The organism is Nonomuraea gerenzanensis, assembly GCF_020215645.1.
GTDB lineage: Bacteria > Actinomycetota > Actinomycetes > Streptosporangiales > Streptosporangiaceae > Nonomuraea > Nonomuraea gerenzanensis.
Window position 1 is genome coordinate 3,616,221 of the sequence record NZ_CP084058.1, and the last position, 20,261, is coordinate 3,636,481.

The 20,261-nt window shown below is 73.3% G+C and carries 20 protein-coding genes; 5 read left to right on the top strand and 15 right to left on the bottom strand.

The genetic code is table 11. The annotated features are described in order from the left end of the window. Positions 1–59: 59 nt before the first annotated feature. The 12 genes from LCN96_RS17370 to LCN96_RS17425 all read right to left on the bottom strand — a co-directional run bounded on the left by LCN96_RS17370 (position 60) and on the right by LCN96_RS17425 (position 13,870). Positions 60–2,414 carry a beta-glucosidase family protein gene (locus tag LCN96_RS17370; protein ID WP_311132308.1) on the bottom strand — a complete coding sequence of 785 codons (2,355 nt, stop codon included), beginning with the start codon at positions 2,412–2,414 and terminating at the stop codon, positions 60–62. A gap of 82 nt (positions 2,415–2,496) precedes the next feature. Beyond that, positions 2,497–3,315, bottom strand: coding sequence for an alpha/beta fold hydrolase (locus LCN96_RS17375; RefSeq protein ID WP_225273708.1), 819 nt, complete (start codon positions 3,313–3,315; stop codon positions 2,497–2,499). Beyond that, positions 3,291–3,677 (bottom strand): VOC family protein, encoded by a 387-nt coding sequence (locus tag LCN96_RS17380; protein WP_225273710.1) that lies wholly within the window; start codon positions 3,675–3,677, stop codon positions 3,291–3,293. The genes LCN96_RS17375 and LCN96_RS17380 overlap by 25 nt, the downstream gene beginning before the upstream one ends. A 91-nt stretch (positions 3,678–3,768) precedes the next feature. Beyond that, positions 3,769–4,743, bottom strand: a complete 975-nt coding sequence (locus LCN96_RS17385; RefSeq protein WP_225273712.1) for an AraC-like ligand-binding domain-containing protein — start codon at positions 4,741–4,743, stop codon at positions 3,769–3,771. 106 nt (positions 4,744–4,849) lie between these two features. Next, positions 4,850–5,779 carry a lipoyl synthase gene (gene lipA, locus LCN96_RS17390; protein WP_225273714.1) on the bottom strand — a complete coding sequence of 310 codons (930 nt, stop codon included), beginning with the start codon at positions 5,777–5,779 and terminating at the stop codon, positions 4,850–4,852. Positions 5,780–5,855: 76 nt separating this feature from the next. Next, entirely contained in the window at positions 5,856–6,842 is a 987-nt protein-coding gene (locus LCN96_RS17395; RefSeq protein WP_225273716.1) for a M48 family metallopeptidase, read from the bottom strand. Positions 6,843–6,938: 96 nt separating this feature from the next. Continuing rightward, positions 6,939–7,631, bottom strand: coding sequence for a lipoyl(octanoyl) transferase LipB (lipB, locus tag LCN96_RS17400; protein WP_225273718.1), 693 nt, complete (start codon positions 7,629–7,631; stop codon positions 6,939–6,941). A gap of 37 nt (positions 7,632–7,668) precedes the next feature. Continuing rightward, the gene (locus tag LCN96_RS17405) at positions 7,669–8,406 is read right to left on the bottom strand and encodes a Type 1 glutamine amidotransferase-like domain-containing protein (protein WP_225273720.1); all 738 of its coding nucleotides are present in this window, start codon (positions 8,404–8,406) and stop codon (positions 7,669–7,671) included. Positions 8,407–8,443: 37 nt separating this feature from the next. Continuing rightward, complete coding sequence (locus LCN96_RS17410) at positions 8,444–9,337, bottom strand: TIGR01777 family oxidoreductase (RefSeq protein WP_225273721.1); 894 nt, start codon at positions 9,335–9,337, stop codon at positions 8,444–8,446. 130 nt (positions 9,338–9,467) lie between these two features. Next, positions 9,468–10,946, bottom strand: coding sequence for a 2-oxoglutarate dehydrogenase, E2 component, dihydrolipoamide succinyltransferase (gene sucB / locus LCN96_RS17415; RefSeq protein WP_225273723.1), 1,479 nt, complete (start codon positions 10,944–10,946; stop codon positions 9,468–9,470). 38 nt (positions 10,947–10,984) lie between these two features. Beyond that, positions 10,985–12,349 carry a dihydrolipoyl dehydrogenase gene (lpdA, locus tag LCN96_RS17420; protein ID WP_225273725.1) on the bottom strand — a complete coding sequence of 455 codons (1,365 nt, stop codon included), beginning with the start codon at positions 12,347–12,349 and terminating at the stop codon, positions 10,985–10,987. 51 nt (positions 12,350–12,400) lie between these two features. Continuing rightward, a complete protein-coding gene (locus LCN96_RS17425; protein WP_225273726.1) occupies positions 12,401–13,870 on the bottom strand; it encodes a leucyl aminopeptidase in 1,470 nt (489 codons plus the stop codon). A gap of 105 nt (positions 13,871–13,975) precedes the next feature. Here LCN96_RS17425 and LCN96_RS17430 point away from each other — a divergent pair, with 105 nt between their 5' ends. The 3 genes from LCN96_RS17430 to LCN96_RS56580 are packed head-to-tail and all read left to right on the top strand — an operon-like array spanning position 13,976 to position 16,304. Beyond that, entirely contained in the window at positions 13,976–14,323 is a 348-nt protein-coding gene (locus tag LCN96_RS17430) for a GntR family transcriptional regulator (RefSeq protein ID WP_225273727.1), read from the top strand. Further along, a complete protein-coding gene (locus LCN96_RS17435) occupies positions 14,320–15,279 on the top strand; it encodes an SdpI family protein (protein WP_225273728.1) in 960 nt (319 codons plus the stop codon). The genes LCN96_RS17430 and LCN96_RS17435 overlap by 4 nt, the downstream gene beginning before the upstream one ends. Then, positions 15,276–16,304 (top strand): CPBP family intramembrane glutamic endopeptidase, encoded by a 1,029-nt coding sequence (locus LCN96_RS56580; RefSeq protein ID WP_263657490.1) that lies wholly within the window; start codon positions 15,276–15,278, stop codon positions 16,302–16,304. Before LCN96_RS17435 ends, LCN96_RS56580 begins: the two co-directional genes overlap by 4 nt. A 21-nt stretch (positions 16,305–16,325) precedes the next feature. Here the strand turns inward: LCN96_RS56580 and LCN96_RS57110 are convergent, their stop codons facing one another. After that, positions 16,326–17,306 carry an adenosylcobinamide-GDP ribazoletransferase gene (locus LCN96_RS57110; protein ID WP_311132310.1) on the bottom strand — a complete coding sequence of 327 codons (981 nt, stop codon included), beginning with the start codon at positions 17,304–17,306 and terminating at the stop codon, positions 16,326–16,328. A gap of 34 nt (positions 17,307–17,340) precedes the next feature. Between LCN96_RS57110 and LCN96_RS17455 the strand changes: the two genes are divergently transcribed. Beyond that, positions 17,341–18,141: an ABC transporter ATP-binding protein gene (locus LCN96_RS17455; RefSeq protein ID WP_225273730.1), complete on the top strand. Its 801-nt coding sequence runs from the start codon at positions 17,341–17,343 to the stop codon at positions 18,139–18,141. A 65-nt stretch (positions 18,142–18,206) separates the two neighbouring features. On the opposite strand, the gene LCN96_RS17460 is transcribed toward LCN96_RS17455, so the two are convergent. Further along, positions 18,207–19,217 carry a bifunctional adenosylcobinamide kinase/adenosylcobinamide-phosphate guanylyltransferase gene (locus tag LCN96_RS17460; RefSeq protein WP_225273732.1) on the bottom strand — a complete coding sequence of 337 codons (1,011 nt, stop codon included), beginning with the start codon at positions 19,215–19,217 and terminating at the stop codon, positions 18,207–18,209. Positions 19,218–19,264: 47 nt separating this feature from the next. Further along, positions 19,265–19,924 carry a hypothetical protein gene (locus LCN96_RS17465; protein WP_225273733.1) on the bottom strand — a complete coding sequence of 220 codons (660 nt, stop codon included), beginning with the start codon at positions 19,922–19,924 and terminating at the stop codon, positions 19,265–19,267. An 82-nt stretch (positions 19,925–20,006) separates the two neighbouring features. Between LCN96_RS17465 and LCN96_RS17470 the strand changes: the two genes are divergently transcribed. Further along, positions 20,007–20,213, top strand: coding sequence for a hypothetical protein (locus LCN96_RS17470; RefSeq protein ID WP_225273734.1), 207 nt, complete (start codon positions 20,007–20,009; stop codon positions 20,211–20,213). Positions 20,214–20,261 lie beyond the last annotated feature (48 nt).

The window sequence follows — 20,261 nt, forward strand, 5'->3', positions numbered from 1 at the left end:
GGATACAAACCAACTGGTGCAGTATGGAAAACGCGCCCCCGGCCGTTCCCCGGCTGTGACTAGATCTTCACCGTAGCCGACAGCCTGAGATCGGCCGAACTGCGGCCCACCTCCACCGTCTGCTCGCCCTCGACCGTGCGCCAGCCGTCCTCCCACACCTGGAAGGCCCGCTCCGGCAGGAACAGGGTGGTCACCACGCTCTGTCCCGGCTCCGCCTCCACCACGTCGAACGCGGCCAGCCGCCTGCGCGGCCCGGCGTAGACCTGCACGACCTCCCGTCCCGGGCGGGTGCCGGTGTTCGTGACCGCCACGGTCACGGTCGTGCCCTCGGCCGCGATCGAGTCGTACGACCAGGTGGTGTAGCCCAGGCCGTGGCCGAACCAGAACGCGGGTGCCCGCTCGGCCCTCCGCCACGCCGGATAGCCGGTGAAGACGCCCTCGTCGTAGAACACCTGCCCGTCCACCGGCGTCACCGCCGTCACCGGGGCGTCCGCCAGCCGTTCCGGCCACGTCGTCGGCAGCCGCCCACCGGGCTCGGCGTCCCCGAACAGCACGTCCGCCAGCGCCGCCCCCGCTTCCTGCCCGGGGAACCAGGTCAGCAGCACCGCCGCCACCTCGGGCAGCCACGGCATCTCCACCGGCGAGCCGGCGTTGACCACGACCACCGTGCGCGGGTTCGCCGCGGCCACCGCGCTGATCAGCTCGTCCTGGCGGCCGGGTAGCCGCAGGTCCGTCCGGTCGAAGCCCTCGCTCTCCACCTCCGGCGTGGTGGCGGCCACGACCACCGCCACGTCGCACCCGCGCGCCACGCGCACCGCCTGCGCCATGAGCTCGTCCTCGCCCGGCGTCGGCTCCGCGTGGCCGAGCGTGAACGACACGATCGCCATGCCGCCGAACCTGCCCGGCGGGTGGGTCAGGGTCAGCTCGTAGGTCTCCCCGGCCGTCATCGGCACGCCGATCCGCTTCTCCGGCGGTGACAGGAACGCCGCCGCCGGGTCGCCGCCGTCCACGCCGATGATCTCGTCGAGCACCGTCTCGCCGTTCACGGTCAGCTTGAACGCGCCCGCTCCGGCGACCGACAGCTCGTGCTCGCCGCTCTCCCGGGCCGTGTACGCGGCCCGCAGCAGGACCGTCCTGAGCCGGTCCGCGTCGAGGCCGGGCGGGAGGTGGCCGAGCCAGCGGGCCTCGCCGGTGGCCAGCGGCTGCTCGATCAGCACCGCGCCGTGCTCGTCCAGGAACTGGGCCGTGACGGGGCCGGGCAGGGGGGACAGGCGGATGCGGGGGTCGGTGCCGAGCGCGTACCGGACGTCGGCGCGCTCGGACAGGGCCTGCAGCGGCGAGCTGATCCGGTCGGGGAAGACCTGGGCGCTGCCGCCGCCCATCACGCGTGCCTCGCGGGCCGCCGCGCCGACGAGGGCCAGCGTGGGGGTGCCCTGGAGGGGGAGGACGCCGTCGTTGACGAGCAGGGTGGCGGCGCGGGCGGCGATCTCCCGGGTGAGCGCCACGCCGTCGATGACCTCGGTTCTGACGACGGGGGCAGGGCCGGCGGGGTGGAGGGCGCCGACGCGTTCGGCCAGGCGCAGGATGCGGCGGACCCGATCGTCCACGACAGACTCCGGCACCCGCCCCTCCCGCACGGCCGCCTCCAGCCGCTCGCCCCACGGCCCGCCCGGCCCCGGCATGGCCACGTCGGTGCCGCCGAGCGCGGCGGCCTCGGTGGAGCGGACCGCCGTCCAGTCCGAGACCACGAACCCGTCGAATCCCCACTCGTCCTTGAGCACCCCGTGCACCAGCTCGGCGTGCTCGGTCATGGTGGTGCCGTTCACCGCGTTGTAGGCCGTCATGAGCCCCCAGGCTCCGGCGCGCACCACCCGCTCGAACGGCCGCAGGTACAGCTCGCGCAGTGCCTGCTCGCCGACCACCACGTCCACGGTGAAGCGGTCGGTCTCGAAGTCGTTGGCCACGAAGTGCTTGGGCGTGGTGGCGACCCCGCCCTCCTGCACCCCCTCGACGTAGGCGGCGCCGATCTCGCCCGTCAGGTACGCGTCCTCGGAGAAGCACTCGAAGTGCCGGCCGCCGAGCGGGGAGCGGTGCAGGTTGAGCGTGGGCGCGAGCAGCACGTGCACACCCTTGCGCCGCGCCTCCTGCGCCAGCAGCAGCCCGGCCCGCCTGACCAGCTCCACGTCCCAGGTGGCGGCCAGCGCCGTCGGGCTCGGCAGGGCGATCGAGGGGTCGGCGGCGCTCCACTGCTCACCGCGTACGCCGATGGGCCCGTCGCTCATCACGAGGCGGTCGAGCCCGATCTCGGGCAGCGGGGGCAGCGACCACATGTCGGCCCCGGTCAGCAGGCGGATCTTGGTGGGCAGGTCGAGGCGGGAGATCAGTTCGTCGAGGTCCACGAGCACAGTGTTCACCAGAAAACCGAGTGCCCGATAGGTTTGTTATCTTAGCGTCACGCAAAGCCCATCGGGCTGCCGGTAGGGGCACCGGCAGCCGTCAGGCCGTCACGAAGAACTCCAGCAGCTCGGGCACCAGCGCCTCCGGCGCCACGTTGTGCGCCTGGTCCTCCAGCACCCGCCGCACCGCGCCGGGCACCGCCGCCGCCACCGCCACCCCGGCGTTCGCCATCCACGCCGCGCTGTCGGCCCCGTTGAGCACCAGCGTCGGCTGCGCGATGCGCGACAGCCGCGCGGCGGGCAGCGCGTTGCCCGGGCCCAGCACCGCGGCCTCGTAGGCCAGCGTGTGCGCCACGGCCTCCATCTCGGCCCACGCGGGGTGCGCGCGCATCCCGGCGACGGCCTCCCGCGGCAGTTCGGCCGCCTCGACCATGAACCGCTCCACCGCCTCGTCCCGCCGGCCCGACACGACCAGGTCGGCGAGCTGCTCGGCGAAGTCGAGGGGGAGGGCGGGCGCGCTGTCGTCCACGTGGTACGGCGGCTCCCACACGGCCAGCTTCGTGATCGACGGGTTCACGGCCGCCGCCTCCAGCGCCAGCGCCGCCCCCGACGAGCCGCCGAACACCATGGCCGACCCGCCCGCCGCCTCCACGACGGCGGCCAGATCCTCGATCTCCCGCTCCACCGCGTACGGCTGGACGTCACCGCTGTCGCCGCGCCCGCGCCGGTCGTAGTTGTGGACCGTGAACCAGCGGGCCAGGCCGCCCGCGATGGCGGTCATCAGCGGGTGCCGCCGGTCCGAGAACGCGCCCTGGACCAGGACGACGGCCGGGCCCTCGCCGTACACGTCGTAGGCGACGAGAGTCCCGTCCGCCGACTTCACCGCATCCGGCTTCACGCGGTCGGCGGCACCAGGCACAGCACCTCCCAGTGGTGTCCGTCGAGGTCGGCGAAGCCGCGCTGGTAGCGGGGGCCGCCCTGCTGCGGGACGCCCGCGGGGGTGGCGCCGGCGGCCAGGGCCTTGTCCACCAGCTCGTCGACCGCCGCCGGGTTCTCCACGCCGAGGCACAGGATCGCCTCGGTGCTCCTGGCGGAGTCCGCGATCTCCTTGGTGATGAACGAGCCGAACACCGGCTCCTCCAGCAGCATCACCTGCGTCTGCTCGCTGATGATCACCGACGCCATGCCCTGGGCCATGCCGAACAGGTTGAAGCCGAGCTCGGTGAAGAACTTCGATGACCGGTCCAGGTCTTTGACCGCCATGTTGACGAAGAGCTGCATCTCCAGATCCCTTTCTCGCTTGCGATGTGCCCTCAGTCTGCTTGTTGCGGGCCTCGCCGGTCTTGGATCTGGATGCCAGGCGGATTGACGATCAGCGCACGGTGTGGTTGCGCCGGTACTCGGCGGGCGGCATCCCGTACGCCTGCCGGAACAACCTGGAGAAATGCGCCGCGTCGGGCAGGCCCCACCGGGCCCCGACCGCGCTGACGGACCCGGTGGCGCCCGAGATCAGGTCCGCGCGGCACCGTTCGAGGCGGCGCTGCCTGATCCAGGCGGCCACCGTCGTGTTCTCCGACTCGAACAGCCGGTGCAGGTAACGCACGGAGATGTGGTGCGCCGCCGCGACGCTCGCCGGATCGAGGTCGATGTCGCCCAGCCGCTGCTCGATGAACGTGTGCACCCGCATCAGCAACGTACGCTGCCGGGCGTCCTCGGGCAGCGACCGCGCCTGGTCCAGGCGCTCGGCCACGGCGGCGCCGACCAGGTCCGTCACCACGCCCGACAGCCGCGCGGCACTGCCGGGCCGGTAGGTCTCGTGGTCCAGCGCCACCCGCCGCAGCAGCGGCACGGCCAGCGCGGCGGCCCCCGACTCGGCCCCGATGGGCAGCGCGGCCAGCTCCGCCACCGCGCCCGCGGGCACCGCGAGCAGCTCGCGCGGGAAGCTGAACACCGCCAGCCGCACCGCCGAGTCGTAGGCCAGCTCGTACGGCCGGGAGAAGTCGTAGATCGCGAACTCGCCCCTGCTGAGCTGCGTGTGGCGGCCGTCCTGCGCCAGGCGCGGGCTGCCGGCCAGCGTGAGCACCACGCGATACAGCTCGGGGTTGTCGCGGCGGATCAGGCCGGAGGTGCGGTGGACGCTGTGCGGCGTGGAGGTCTTGATCCTGCCCACGCCCACGGTGCCGAGCTTGCCGAACTCGATCTCGCCGTGTAACGGCGCGTCGGGATCGATGCGCAGGTCGAGGGGGCCGAGGGTGTCGCAGACGATGCCGCGCCAGGCCTCGTGCCGGCGTGCCGCGGGCAGGTCACTGGTGCGGATCAGCACGGCCATCGCGAGTCGACCCTTCATCCGGCTGGGCTGCCATGGTAGCCCGTCCGCGATCAGCCGAAGGGAAAGCCGCATTTCCGGACATACGAGAGCCCCGGGGCGCTCACCCCGGGGCTCGGTGCCTGGCTCAGGCGCTCTGGCGGGCCTCGATGGCCTGCTTGTAGAGGCGGCCCGCCCGGTACGACGAGCGCACCAGCGGCCCGGACAGGACCCCGGCGAACCCGATCGCCTCGGCCTCGGCCTGCAGCTCCACGAACTCCTCCGGCTTGACCCACCGCTCCACCGGGTGGTGGCGCGGCGTCGGCCGCAGGTACTGCGTGATCGTCAGCAGGTCGGTGCCGGCCGCGTGCAGGTCGCGCATGGCCTCGACGATCTCCTCGCGCGTCTCGCCCATGCCCAGGATCAGGTTGGACTTGGTGACCAGCCCGGCCTCGCGGGCCATCGTGATCACGCCGAGCGAGCGCTCGTAGCGGAAGGCCGGACGGATGCGCTTGAAGATGCGCGGCACCGTCTCGACGTTGTGCGCGAACACCTCGGGCTTGCTGGAGAAGACCTCCTCCAGCTGCTCACGATCGCCGTTGAAGTCGGGCACGAGCAGCTCGACGCCGCAGTCGGGCAGCAGCGCGTGGATCTGGCGCGCCGTCTCGGCGTAGAGCCAGGCGCCGCCGTCGGGCAGGTCGTCGCGGGCCACGCCGGTCACGGTCGCGTACTTCAGGCCCATCTGCTGGACGGACTCGGCCACCCGGCGCGGCTCGTCGCGGTCGTACTCCTTGGGCTTGCCCGTGTCGATCTGGCAGAAGTCGCAGCGGCGGGTGCACTGGTCGCCGCCGATGAGGAAGGTCGCCTCGCGATCCTCCCAGCACTCGTAGATATTGGGACAGCCCGCCTCTTCACAGACCGTGTGCAGGCCCTCCCGGCGCACGAGCGATTTCAGCTCGGTGTATTCGGGGCCCGTCCTCAGCTTGGTCTTGATCCACGGGGGCTTGCGCTCGATAGGGGTCTCGGCGTTACGCACCTCCAGGCGGAGGAGCTTTCGGCCTTCAGGAGCAACGGTCACCTTCTCAGCTTACGTCCGCCGCGACAGCGACCTGGTCCAGGGTCGGGATCCGCCGCGACGCCGACCCGATCGAGGGTCAGGAGATCAGCCCGAAGCCCCGGATCGCCCGCGCGTAGTGCACGGCCAGCTCCTCGTCGATCCGGTCGGACTGGCCGCTGTCGAGCAGCTCCGAGTGCGGGGCCGAGGTCCACACCCCGTCGGCGGTGAGCCGGAACTTGGTCAGCACCGTGCGCCGGATCGCCGACACGCTCTCGCCGCGCAGCGCCGCCGCCTGCATCGGCGCCACGTAGCCGCCGCGCTCCTCCAGCGACTCCAGCTCGGCCAGCTCCGCCTCCGACGCCACGCGCAGGGTCGCCGCCCGGCGCCTGGCCTGGACGCGGCCCTCGCCGGCGCGGGACAGGCGGCCCAGCGCGTACCGGGTGAGCAGCACGGGGCCGCCGAGCACGCGGCCGACCAGGCGGCCGAGCAGGCCCGTCACGTCGTAGGCGGGGCGCATCGCCTCCAGCGCCATCGGCGCCGCGCCGGCCATCTTGTCCTCCGCGTCCATCCTGGCCTGCTGCGGCCCCGAGCCCGGGCCCAGCAGGGCGTCCCGCCAGGCGTCCAGCGTGGCCAGCGCCTCGCTCACCACCCGCTCGTCGCCGGCGGGCAGCCGCGCGTACGCCCTGGCCAGCAGCGCCACCCGCTGCTTGGGCGGCAGCGCCAGCCACAGCGGCAGGCCGACCGCCAGGACAGGGGTGCGCGCCAGGCCGACCCGGTCGTAGCGGGTCCGCGTGGCCAGGTCGCGCACCGCGACCTGGCTGGGCCGCTTGACCCCCGCCCGGTCGGCCACCCGGTCGGCCAGCGCGTGCAGCTCGGGGGCCGCCGCGCGGTCGAGCACCTCGGCGTCGGCGGGCAGGCGGCCGAGGCGCGGCCGCAGCGTCCAGCCCACGGCCAGGCTCACGCCGCCCAGGAGCCACGACAGGATCGACCCCGGCGCACGCAGGATGATCCACCCGCCCAGCACGACGAACGCCAGCGTCAGCAGGTGCACCACGAGCGCGAGCACGAGAGCGCAGAGACGCATCACAAAGGTGATGGTAAGCCGGGAACGCGCGCCTACCAGATGCCGATTCGGTCAACGGACCCGCCGCGGCGGCGAAGCGGATGCCCCGGGCTCGGCTCAGCGCCGGAGGAGATCCTCCTCGTGCAGGTCGAACATCTCCTTGCCGAGCGCCTCCGCCAGCCGCTTCTCCGCGATCGGCATGACCTCCTCGACCACGATCCGCCGCCCCGTCTCGGCCGACAGGGAGGTGACCCCCACGTCGGGGATGCCGCACGGCGCGATGCGGTTGAACCAGCGGGGGTCGTTGGCGCAGTTGAGGGCGAAGCCGTGCATGGTCACGCCCTTGGCCACCCGCAGGCCGACCGCGCCGAGCTGCCGGTCGGGCAGGCCGAGGGCCGCGTCGCCGAGCGCCCACACCCCTGCCCTGCCGGCCACCCGCCTGGCGGTGACGCCGAAGTCGGCGCACACCTGGATCATCGTGTCCTCCAGGTGGCAGGCGAAGCGCACCACGTCGGTGACCGCCACGATCGGATAGGCCACGAGCTGCCCAGGACCGTGCCAGGTCAGGCGCCCGCCGCGATCGACGTCGACGACGGGGGTGCCGTCGGCGGGCCGCTCGTGCGCGGCGGTGCGCTTGCCCGCCGTGTAGACGGGCGCGTGCTCCAGGATCAGGACGGTGTCGGTGAGCTCTCCGGCGACCCGCTTGCCGTGCACCCAGCGCTGCAACGACCAGGCCTGCTCGTAGGGGACGTCGACACCGAGTCGGACGATGGCGAGTGCGTGGGGATCGTCCCCGGGGATGGGGCGCATGAGCCTATTGTGCCGTTCCCTCACCCTTGAAGGGTAATCAGGGGGTCAGCAAACGAGGCTCGATCCTGAACTCCTTTACCTTCCCCTGGTCGTCGGTCTCCACCTTGTACGCGTAGCCCGCCGGCTCCACGCTGACGGCCTGGATGAACTCCGTGCCCACGTAGTGCAGGCCCACGCCCTCGTCGGCGGCGTACCCGCCGGGCAGCTCGCCCTCGGCCACGGCCCGCTGCAGCAGCGGGCGGCGCTGCGGCTCGGAGTTGTAGTGCACCCCGCACGAGTACGGCAGCAGCCCCATCCCCTCGGCCCAGACCCGCAGCTCGGGGCCGAAGGAGTCGGTGTTGCCGCCGACGTGCCAGCACAACGCGCCCGCGCTCTGCCCCGACAGCACCACCCCGGCCCGCCACGCCTCCTCGAACGCCTCGTCCAGCTCGTGCAACCGCCACAACGCCATCAGGTTGGCCACGCTGCCACCGCTGACATAGATCATGTCCTGCTCAAGGATCCACGACCGCGGATCCGGGTCGTTCGGCATCGGGAACAGCGTCAGGTGGCTCACCTCGACGTCCCAGCCCGCGAAGGCGCCGTACATCTTCAGCACCCAGTCGGCCGAGTCGCCCATCGCCGTGGGCACCAGCCCCAGCTTCGGGCGGTCCTGGCCGGTCAGGTCGAGGCCGTACCGCAGCAGCGCACTGGCCTCGATCTGGCCGTGCCGCCTGCTGGGGCGGAACGACCCGCCCCCGATGGCGAGGATGTGCGACTGTCCTGACCGGGTCATCTCAGAGTTCTCCCAGGTGCTAGAGGATGGAGGCCACCTACAGTACGGCGCGCAGGGCCTCGTCGAGACGCGTATGCGTGAAGCGGTGACCACTGGCCGTCAGCATGGCCGGCTCCAGCCTATGGCTGACCAGCAGCCCTTCGCGCGCGAACTCCCCCACCCCCGCCGCCAGCGCGAACGCGGGGACGGGGATGGGCAGCGTGCCCCGGCGCAGCGCCTTGCCGAGCGTCCTGGTGAACTCGGCGTTGGTGACCGGCGCGGGGGAGGTGAAGTTCACCGGGCCCTCGACGTCGCGGGTCCCGAGCACGTGCAGCGCCGCGCCCACCCAGTCGTCCAGGCTGATCCACGACCAGAACTGCCTGCCCGTCCCGAGCGGCGCGCCCAGGCCCATCCTGAAGATCGGCAGGATCCGCTCCAGCGCCCCGCCGCGCTTGCTCAGCACCAGCGACGTGCGCGCCGTCACCGTCCTGATCCCCGCCTCGCCCGCCCGCCGCGCCTCGGCCTCCCACTGCTCGCACAGGTCCGACAGGAACCCGCGGCCCTTGCCCTGGCTCTCGTCGATCACGCGGTCGCCGGTGTCGCCGTAGAAGTCCATGCCCGAGGCCGACAGAAGCACCTCAGGCGGCTCTGAGAGCTCGCGTAGCGCGTCCACCAGCACCCTCGTGCCCTGGGTGCGGCTGGTGACCAGCTCGCGCTTGTACGCGGGCGTCCACCGCCTGCCGCCGATCGAGGCCCCGGCCAGATGCACGACGGCCTCGGCCCCCTCCAGCGCGGCCAGGTCCACGACCTGCTCCGCCGGGTCCCAGAACGCCTCGTCGTCCTGCTGAGGCGGCCTGCGCACCAGGCGGACCACCTCGCGGCCCTGGCGTCGCAGCGTCTCCACCAGCGCCGTCCCGAGCAGTCCTGACGCGCCCGTCACGATGATCGCCATGAGCCCACAGTACGCCGGGCCGCATCAGGGACCTCCGTGCCGCGCCCTGCCACCCGCCAGGGAAGACGAAAGGCCGGGCGGCCCCCGCGGTGGGAGCCGCCCGGCCGATCAGCGACCAGGGAATGCCTCGTTACGCGAGCCCGAGCTGCGCCTCGAAGCGGCCCTCCTCCAGCCGACGCTTGATCGTCGTCAGGAAGCGGGCGGCGTCGGCCCCGTCGACCAGGCGGTGGTCGTAGGTCAGCGCCAGGTAGACCATCGAGCGCACCGCGATGACCTCGCCCTCAGGCGTGTCGATCACGACGGGCCGCTTCACGACGGCGCCCGTGCCGAGCATGCCGACCTGCGGCTGGTTGAGGATCGGCGTGTCGAACAGCGCGCCCCGGCTGCCCGTGTTGGTCAGCGTGAACGTGCCGCCGGTGATCTCGTCGGGCGTCACCTGGTTGTTGCGGGTGCGCTCGGCGAGGTCGGTGATCTTGCGGGCGAGACCGGCGAGGTTGAGGTCACCGGCGTTCTTGACGACCGCCGCGAGCAGGCCGCGCTCGGTGTCGACCGCCATGCCGAGGTTCTCCACGTCGAAGTACGTGACCTCGTTGGTCTCGTTGTTGATCGTGGCGTTGAGCTTGGGGTGCTGCTTGAGCGCCTCGACCGTGGCCATCGCGAAGAACGGGGTGAAGGTCAGCTTCACGCCCTCGCGGCGGAAGAAGTCGTCCTTCGCCCTGGCCCGCAGCTGCGCGATCTTCGTCACGTCGACCTCGACGACCGACGTGAGCTGCGCCGCCGTCTGCAGCGACTCGACCATGCGCTTGGCGATCGTCTGACGCAGGCGCGACATCTTCTCGGTACGGCCGCGCAGCGTCGTGTCGACCTCCACCGGCTCCGGAGCCGCGGCCGGAGCGGCCTGGGCGGCGGGAGCGGCGGCCGGGGCGGCCTGGGCGGCGGGGGCCGGGGCCGGGGCGGCGGGCTGAGCGGCCGCGGCCTGCTCGCGCTGCGCCTTGGCGGCCTCCAGGACGTCCTGCTTGCGGATCCGGCCACCCACGCCGGTGCCGCTGATGGCGTCGAGATCGACGCCGTGCTCGTTGGCGAGCTTGCGCACCAGCGGCGTCACGTACGGGCTGTCACCCGACGGCGCGGCCGGAGCGGGAGCGGCCGGCTGAGCCGGGGCGGCGGCCTGCGGCGCGGGCGCCGGGGCGGGAGCGGGGGCCGGAGCAGGGGCGGGCGCGGGAGCCTGGGCGGGCTGCGCAGGGGCCGGCTGCGGGATCGAGGACGCCTGCGGAGCCGGGGCGGGCTCCGGCTGCGGGGCCGGCTCGGGCTCGGGCTCGGGAGCAGGCGCGGGCGCCGCCTCCTGGGCGGGCGCCGCCGCGCCCGGCTGGCCGTTCTCGTCGATGACGGCGAGCTCGGCGCCGACCTCGACCGTTTCGTCCTCAGCCACGACGATCTTGGTGAGCACGCCGGCGGACGGCGACGGGATCTCGGTGTCGACCTTGTCGGTCGAGACTTCGAGGAGCGGCTCGTCGGCCTCGACGCGCTCGCCCTCCTTCTTCAGCCAACGGGTTACCGTGCCCTCGGTAACGCTCTCGCCGAGCTGGGGCATCTGTACGGAGACCGGCATCGTTATTCTTCTCTCGCGTTCTGATCTCGAGGGCTGGACTAGTTGTGTACGTGCAGCGGCTTGCCGGCCAGGGCCAGCATCGCCTCACCCATGGCCTCGGACTGCGTCGGGTGTGCGTGGATGAGCTGGGCGACCTCTGCGGGCAGAGCCTCCCAGTTGTAGATGAGCTGACCTTCGGTGACGAGCTCCCCGATGCGCCGGCCCACCATGTGGACGCCGACGACGGAGCCGCCCTTCTCGGCGATGACCTTCACGGCGCCCGAGGTGCCGAGGATCTGGCTCTTGGGGTTGCCCGCCAGGTCGTAGACCTGCTCGACGGTCTCGATGCCACGCTCGGCCGCCTGCGCCGAGGTCAGGCCCACCGAGGCCACCTCGGGGTCGGAGTAGGTGATGCGCGGCACGCCCGCGTAGTCGATGGGCGGCGGGTTGAGGCCCGCGATGTGCTCGGCCACCATGATGCCCTCGGCGAACCCGGCGTGCGCGAGCTGCAGGGTCGGGATGAGGTCGCCGATGGCGTAGACGCCGGGCACGGAGGTCTGGCAGTGCTCGTCGACCACGACCGCGCCGCGCTCGATGGTGATGCCCTGCTCCTCGAAGCCCATGCCCGCCGACACCGCGCCGCGGCCGACCGCGACGAGCAGCAGCTCGGCGTCGAGGGTCTTGCCGTTGGCCAGGGTGACGACCACGCCCGTCTCGGTGGTCTTGGCGCTGTCGAAGAAGACGCCCAGCTCGTACTTGATGCCGCGGCGGCGGAAGGCCCGCTCCAGCAGCTTGGAGCTGGACTCCTCCTCGGTCGGCAGCAGGTGCGGCAGCGCCTCGACGATCGTCACCTCGGCGCCGAACGAGCGGTAGACGCTGGCCAGCTCGACGCCGATGACGCCGCCGCCCAGCACGATCACCGAGCTGGGCACGCGGTCCATCTTGAGCGTGTGCTCGCTGGTGATGACGCGCTCGCCGTCGATCTCCAGGCCGGGCAGCGACTTGGGCGCCGAGCCGGTGGCCAGGACGATGTTGCGGCCCTCGTAGACCTCGGAGCCGACCTGGATCCGGCCGGCGCCGACGAGACGGCCCTCGCCCTCGACGATCGTCACGCCCGCGGCCTTCAGCAGGCCCTGCACGCCCTTCCAGGCCCGAGTGACGATCTTGTCCTTGAAGGCGTGGACGCCCTGGACGTCGATGCCCTCGAAGCGGGCCTTGACGCCGTACGACTCGCTCTCGCGGGTCTCGTCGGCGATCTCGGCGGAGTGCAGCAGGGCCTTCGTGGGGATGCATCCCCTGTGCAGGCAGGTGCCGCCGATCTTGTCCTTTTCGATCAGGGCGACCGACTTGCCCAGCTCAGCCGCCCTCAGGGCACAGGCGTAACCGCCGCTGCCGCCCCCTAGGACGACGATGTCATAGGCCACGGGAAGGCTCCTTGTCGGGGTGTTCGTGATGCCGTCATCTTTTCATTTGTTTCAGATGCTCGCGTGCCGCTCTGCGAGTCCGATGAGGGTGCGGGTGATGGCGCCCGTGCCGCCCTTCGGGGTGTAACCGTACGGCTCGCCCTTGTTGAAGGCGGGTCCGGCCATGTCGATGTGCGCCCAGCGCACCCCGTCGGGCACGAACTCCCGCAGGAAGATGCCCGCCGTGAGCATGCCGCCCCAGCGCTCCGGGTGGAGGTTGGCGATGTCGGCGATCGGCGAGTCGAGGCCCTTGCGCAGCTCCTCGGGCAGCGGCATGCCCCAGGCGCCCTCGCCGGCCGCGCCGGCGGCCTCGACCACCAGCTCCCTGATGGCGTCGTCGTTGGACATGACGCCCGCGGTGCGCCAGCCGAGCGAGACGATCTGTGCGCCGGTGAGGGTGGCCACGTCCACGATCAGGTCGGGGGAGTCCTCGGCGGCGCGCGCGATGCCGTCCATGAGCACCAGGCGGCCCTCGGCGTCGGTGTCGAGCACCTCGACGGTCTTGCCGCTGTAGCTGTGGATGACGTCGGAGGGGCGCTGCGCGGTGCCGCTCGGCAGGTTCTCCGCCAGGCAGAGGTAGCCGACGGCGTTCACCGGCAGGCCGAGCCGCGCGATGCCGATCACCGCGCCGAGCACGGCGGCGGCGCCGCCCATGTCGGACTTCATCCAGTCCATGGACGCCGAGGGCTTGAGCGACAGGCCGCCCGAGTCGAAGGTGATGCCCTTGCCGACGAACGCGAGCGTCTTGCCGGCCTCGGGGTGGCGGTAGGAGAGGCGGACCAGGCGCGGCGGGTTGGCCGAGCCCTGGCCGACGCCGATGAGGCCGCCGTAGCCACCCTCCTTGAGCTGCTGGTCGTCCAGCACCTCGACGCTGATGCCGGCCTTGCCGCCCTCCTCCTCGGCCAGCTCGGCGAACCTGGCGGGCCACAGGTCGGACGGCGGGGTGTTGACCAGGTCGCGGACGAGGGCGACCGACTCGGCCAGCACGCCGGCCCGCTCTGCCACGCCGCCGGACTGCTCCGAGACCACCGTGAGCTCGGCCACCGGGGCCTTCTGCTCGCCGTTCGTGCGGTAGCGGGCGAAGGTGTAGGCGCCGAGCAGCGCGCCCAGCGCGACCGCCTCGGCCTCCTCGGCGGTGCCCGCGGGCAGCGCGAGCGCGGCGCGGGAGGTGCCGGCCAGGGAGCGGACGGCGGCGCCGGCGGCGCGCCGCAGCCCCTCCAGGCCGGGCTCCTCGCCCAGGCCGACGGCGACCAGCAGCGGGGCGCTGACGGCGCCGAACGTCGGCAGTTTGGCCAGCTCACCGGCCTTGCCGGAGAAGGCGACCGCGTCGAGCGACGCGGCGAGCCTGCCGCCGAAGGCGGCCTCCAGAGATTCGGCGCCCACCGCGGGGACGGGGCCGTCGTGGCCCGGCCGGAAACCGACGATCAACGCGTCGGTGTCAACGGAGACTGGATCTGCTGAGTTCAGCCGCACAGTGGTCACGTAAACCGATGCTATCCACGGTATCTGCGTACTCACAAACAGGGGTTCATCCTACAAATCATCGGACAGCGCCATCCGTTCAATGGTGCTAGGGTCATTAGCACCATGTTGCTGACGCTCGATCTCAACGACGCGCGCCCCCTCCACGAGCAGGTGGCGAGCGCCATCCGCCGCGCCATCGGCGAAGGCTCCTACCGGCCTGGCGACCGCCTGCCGCCGGCCCGCGACCTGGCCGCCGCGCTGGGCATCAACCCCAACACCGTGCTGCGCGCGCTGCGCGACCTGCGTGACGAGGGGCTCCTGGAGTTCCGCCGGGGCCGCGGCGTCAGCGTGGCGGGGCGCGCGGACGGGCGCGCCCTGCTCGTGCAGCGGGTCAGGGAACTGCTCGACGAGGCCGAGAAGCACGGCTACAGCCGCAACGACCTCATCACCATCATGGAGGAACTCGCATGAGAGCCCGTGTCGTCGCCGTCGCCTGGTGGTTCGCCGTGGCAGCCGCGCTGCTCCTGGCGCCCCTGGCGGTGCGTGACCGGCTGCCCGACCCCATGGCCACCCACTGGGGCACGTCGGGCAGCGTCCCCGACGGGGCGAGCTCGCTGACGGGCCACCTGGTCACGACCGAGCTCCTGTGGGCCGGGCTGTGGCTGGTGTTCTTCCTGCTCGGCCTGCCGCGCGACAAGCGCGCGGCACGGACCACCTCCAGCGCCTGCCTGTGGGGCATGGGCGTGCTGCTGCTCGGCACGACCGCCTCGACGCTGGCCGTCAACCTCGACGCCGCCACCTGGCGCGAGGCCCTGCTGCCCGGCTGGCACATCCCGGCGGTGATCGCCGCGGCGGTCGCGGCCGGCGGGCTGGCCGCCTACCTGAGCAGGGGCGCCCCCGACGAGCGGTCCGCCGTGGCCCGGCCGGTGCTCAGGCTCAAGCCCGGCCAGCGGGCCGTCTGGGTCAGCCGCGTCGTCAACCCCTGGCTGGCCGTGGCCTCGGGCGCGGCGGCGCTCGTCACCGTCGTGACGGGGGCGCTGGCCCTGTCCGGCGCGGCGCCCGCCGGGTTCGTGGCCGGGCTGCTGCCCGTCCTGGTCATCCTGCTCCTCACCGGGCTCGCCACCGTGGCCGTCTCCGTGCGGGTCGGCGACGACCTGATCAGGATCGGCTTCGGCCCGCTCGGCTGGCCCGCGCGCAGGATCCCGCTGTCCAAGATCGAGTCCGCCTGGTCGGAGCGGCGGCAGCCGGGCGAGGTCGGCGGCTGGGGCTTCCGCGGGCTGCCGGGAAGCGCCACCATCATGCTGCGCGGTGGTGAATGCCTGGTACTCCGCTACCGTTCCGGCGGCCGGCTGACGATCAGCATCGACGACGCCGAGCGCGGCGCATCCCTCATCAACGCCCTTCTCTCGGAGCGTGTGACGTCATGAAAAGACCTCTGCTCATCTTCCTCGTCCTGGCGTTCGGGCTGTCGTGGGCCGCGGCCCTGCCCCTGTGGTTCGGCGGCGGGCTGGTGCCGCCGCAGCTCCAGGTGATGGGCACGCTGATGATGTTCACGCCGGCCGTGGGGTTGCTCGGCGTGTGGGCCCTGTCGCGCACGCCGTTCCGCCAGTGGGCCAGGCAGACCGGGCTCACGCTGGGCGAGCGCAAGGGGCGCACCTGGATGCTGGTGGTGGCGGCCTGGCTGGGGGTGCCGTTGCTGACGTTCCTGGCCCTGGGCATCAGCGCCGCCGTGGGGCTGGTCTCGCTCGACCTCGACCGGCTCAGCCTGCTCAGGGCGTCCTGGGGGGCACAGGGCGTCGAGGCGCCCGCCGACCTGAGCACGGTGGCCGTCGTCCAGGCCGTCATCGCCGTCGTGGCGGGGCCCGTGCTGAACGCCGTCCCGGCGCTGGGGGAGGAGTGGGGCTGGCGCGGCTGGCTCGTGCCCCGGCTCGTGGCCGGCGACGGCATGCTCGCCGGGCTGCTCATCTCCGGCGCCGTCTGGGGGCTGTGGCACGCGCCGCTCACCCTGCTCGGCTACAACTACCCGCGGCTCGGCTCGTGGGCGGCGCTGGCCTTCATCGGCTTCTGCGTGGTGGCCGGGGTGGTGCTGGGGTGGCTGCGGCTGCGGTGCGGGAGCGTGTGGCCGGCGGTCGTGGCGCACGGCTCGCTGAACGCCGTCGCGGGGGTGGCGTTGCTGTTCGGGGATGCCGCGCAGCCGCCGAACGAGCTGCTCGCGGGGATCACGGGTGTGGTGGGGTGGGTGCTGCTCGCGCTGCTCGGTGCCGTCCTGCTCCGGTTCTTTCCGGTACGTCCGCCGCAGCCGGCCGGGCCCGGTCACCCGGCCGAGGGGTCCGGGCGTGCCGGGGCCGCTGAGCCTGCGAGAGCCGCTGAGCCCGGGGAGGCCGCCGAGCCGGTCAGGCCCGCCGAGCCGGTCAGGCCCGCCGAGCCGGTCAGGCCCGCCGAGCCGGGCTGATCGCGCCTGGGGTTGGCCGGATCAGCCGAGGACGGCGTACACCACGAGCGTGGCGGCCGTGGCGGTCTCCACGAGCGCGCCGAGCACGTCCCCGGTGATCCCGCCGAGGCGGCGCCCGGCGTGGGCGAGCAGGAGCAGGGCGACGCCGAGGCCGGCGAGCAGCGCGACCGGCGCCACCACGATCCCGGCGAAGCCGCCCGCGCCCGGGCTCGCGGCGATCGCCGTCGCCGCCACCGCGGCCTGCGGGAAGGCGCCGTCGCCCCGCAGGAAGGTCGCGCCCGCGTCGTAGCGCAGGCCGGGCACGGAGGGCTCGGGGCACGAGGGGAGGCCGGCGGCGTCCAGCGGGCAGCCTTGCGGGACGACCAGCGATTCCTCGGCGAGCCCGCTCTGGGCCGGGTCGCCATCCCACGCCCAGATGCCCGCCCCCGGCGCGGTCAGCAGCCCGATCACGGCGGCGGCCAGCACCGAGGCGACGGTGGCGAGCCACACGCCCGGACGCCGTACGGTGCCCGCGACCATCGCCCCCAGCCCATCGGGCCGGGCGGCGGGCACACCGGCACGACAGGCCCAGGTCAGCGCCAGCCGGCCCGCCGCGCACGCCGTCACCAGCGCCCACGGCCCGGCCTCGGCGAGCGCCGCCACCTGGATGAGCAGCGTCAGCACCAGCGTCATCACGCCGAACGGCCCGATGTCCGACTTTTTCATGATTTCGAGCGCCTGGTCGGCCGGCTTGCCGCTGCCCAGCCCGTCCGCCAGATCGGCCAGCCCATCGAGATGCAGGCCGCGCGTGAGCAGGGCCAGCAGCCCGATCGCCAGCGCGGCGCCGAGCAGCGGCGGCGCGGGCACCAGCAGCACCAGCGCGGCGAGCAGCCCGAGCAGCAGCCCGACCGCCGGCGCCAGCGCCATCGCCTGCCCCGCCACCTGCCGGTCCACCCGCTCGACCCGCACGGGCAGGACGCTCAGCGTGCCCAGGGCGAACCTCAGCCCGTCCAACTGCCGCATAACGCAGGATCCTAGGGCCCACTAGTGTGGCGGGATGCACGTGGTTGAACTGGAAGGCGTAGGTGTCCGGGTCGTCGGCAAAGCGCTGCTGGACGGCGTCGACTGGCGGGTGGACTACGGCGATCACTGGGTGATCCTGGGCCCCAACGGCGCGGGGAAGACGACGCTGCTGTCGCTGGCCGCCGCCGTACGGCATCCCAGCGAGGGCACGGTCAAGGTGCTGGGGCACCGGCTCGGCCGGATCGACCTGCGCGAGCTGCGCCGCCACCTCGGCCTGGTCGCGGAGAGCCAGCGGCTCATCGACGAGGAACTGCTGGAGGAGGAGGGCGCCACCGCGCACACCGTGGTGCTCACCGGCCACACCGGCACCAGCGCCCCGCTGTGGGACAAGTACGGCGACGCCGAGCGGGAGCGCGCCCACCGGCTGCTCGCCGACCTCGGCTGCAAGGACCTGGCCGACCGGAAGTTCCGCGTCTGCTCGCAGGGGGAGCGCGCCAGGATCAGGGTGGCCAGGGCCCTCATGGCCGACCCGGCGGTGCTGCTGCTCGACGAGCCGTTCGCGGGGCTCGACCTGCCCGCGCGCGAGGACCTCATCACCGCCGTCGAGGACCTGGCCGCCACCAGGCCCGTGCTGACCACCGTCACGGTGACGCACCACCTGGAGGAGGTGCCGGCCACCACCACGCACGCCATGCTGATGCGCGACGCCAGGGTGCTGGCCGCCGGGCCGGTCGCCGACGTGCTCACCCCCGCCAACCTGAGCGAGTGCTTCGGCCGGCCGCTCCAGGTGGACCGCATCGACGGCCGCTGGTACGCCAGGGCCGCCCGCACCTGACCCGGAGCCGGGGGCGCCTGATCCGGGGCCGCTGGTTCTCCAGGGCCTGACCCGGGGCGGGCGGCTCAGAGCTCGACGAGGCGGCCGGCGACCACCAGCGCCACGTACTCCGACTCGGCCGCCAGGCGCTCGTTGAGCCGTCCCAGGGCGTCCCTGAAGGCGCGCCCGCTCGGCGTCGCGGGCACCACGCCCATCCCCACCTCGTCCGACACCGCCACGATCGGCCGGGGCGCCTGCCGCCACGCCGCCACGAGCTCGTCGCAGCGGGCGGCGACCGGCGCGCGATCGCCCTCCCAGGCGCCGTGCTCGTCGAACACCGCCGCCAGCCACGTGCCCAGCCCGTCGATGAGCAGCGGTCCCGTCGCGGTGCCGATCGCGGTCACCAGGTCGGTGGTCTCGGCGGTGTCCCAGTGCGCGGGCCGCCGCTCCCGGTGCGTCCGCACCCGCGCCGCCCACTCGCCGTCGCCGGGCCCGGCGGCGGGGCCCGTGGCCACGTACGTCACGTGCGGCTCGGCCGCCAGCCGCAGCTCCGCCTCGGCCGACTTGCCCGACCTCGATCCGCCCAGCAGCAGCGCGCGCCCCACCGTCCGGGCCGGGGCCCGCCCCGCTCCTCCCGGTACGACGTCCAGCTCGGTGCCGTCCGGTACGGCGATCGCGCCCCACAGCCGCAGCCGCCTGGCCAGCTCCTCCTCCGACCTGATCCGGTGGTCGAGGCCGATCGCCACCACCGTGGTGGATTCGTCCACGAGGCCCGCCTGCCGGAGGCGACCGAGCTGCTGGGGGTGGTCGAGGAGGTCGAGGAGCAGCAGGTCGTACCTGCCTGAGGCGGCTGCGGGCAGGGCCCGTCCCGGGGGGAGGCACAGCAGGCGGGAGCCGTCGGGGGCGGTCAGCTCCAGGCCGCCGGCGCCGGTCCGGTAGCCGTCAGGTGTGGCGGCGAAGGGGAACGGGATCGCGCCGTCCACGCTCAGCGCGAAGGGGTGGCGATGGGCGGGTGGCAGGGCCGTGCAGGAGGCGCAGCGGCATCCGGGCTCCGGCCAGCCGGTGGCCGAGGCCGTACCGGTGAGAAGGACTTTCACCGCGCCGAGCGTACAAAGGCGGTGGCGTCCCGGCCCGATCGGGTGGCTCAGTGGCCGGAGCGGGCTGAGATGCGGCGGCGGGTGGCGAGGGCGGTGCCGGCCGCCAGGAGGGCGAGGGCCGTCGCGCCGCCCACGATCAGCGGGATCGGCGGCCCGCTCGCGCCGGACCGGAGCGGTGCGGCGGCGAGGGCGGCGGCGCCCGGCGCCGGGCCGGGGTGGCCGTCCACGGACACCACGCCGCCCGCCCCGTCCACGCGCACCTCAGCCGCTGCGGCGAGGAGCTGGGCCGTGGTGGCGTCCTCGGCCCCCGCCACGCACACGGGAGCCGCCTGCGCGGGCGGCCGGTCACCGGGACGGGGCTCCTCACCGCCGGAGCCCATCGCGCCGACGTCGCCGAAGTCCACCGCGACCACCACCCGCTTGTGCCCCGACCCGGCCGTCTCCCGCCCGCACACCCCCTCGAACGACGGCAACTCCCCACCGGGCGGCTCCCCGATGCCCCCGTCCGAAGCCTCCGAGAAGCGCCACCCGACCACCGAGCCGTCCGGCGGCGAGTCCCGCGGCGTGGCGGCCAGCCACGCGGTCCCGTCGCTCACCCAGACGCCCCACGCCCGCGAAGGGGGTGCGGCGAGGGCGGAGAAGGGGAGAGAGAGGAGGACGGCCGCCCCGAGGGCGACCGCCGCCACAACACGATACGCGCGCAGCATCGATTGACCTCCAAGCTCGGGAGTAGGGTTCCAGTGCCTGCGGAGGGTGCGCCGGCGAACCCGCGGAAAAGGAGCGTATGGCATGACATGGCGGTGGCGTTATGAAAATGCAAATGGCGGTGAGGTAACCGATCGCCCCTTGCCGCGAGAGGTTTTTCCGAGCCAGGCCGATGCGGAGTCCTGGCTCGGCGAAAACTGGCGTGACCTGCTGGAATCGGGAGTCGAGCAGGTCGCTTTGCTCGATGAGGACCGCGTGGAGTACACAGGTTTGTCATTGCGCCCGGAGTGAGTTCCGGAGAGACGAAAAACCCCTTGAGCGCTGTTGTGGCTCAAGGGG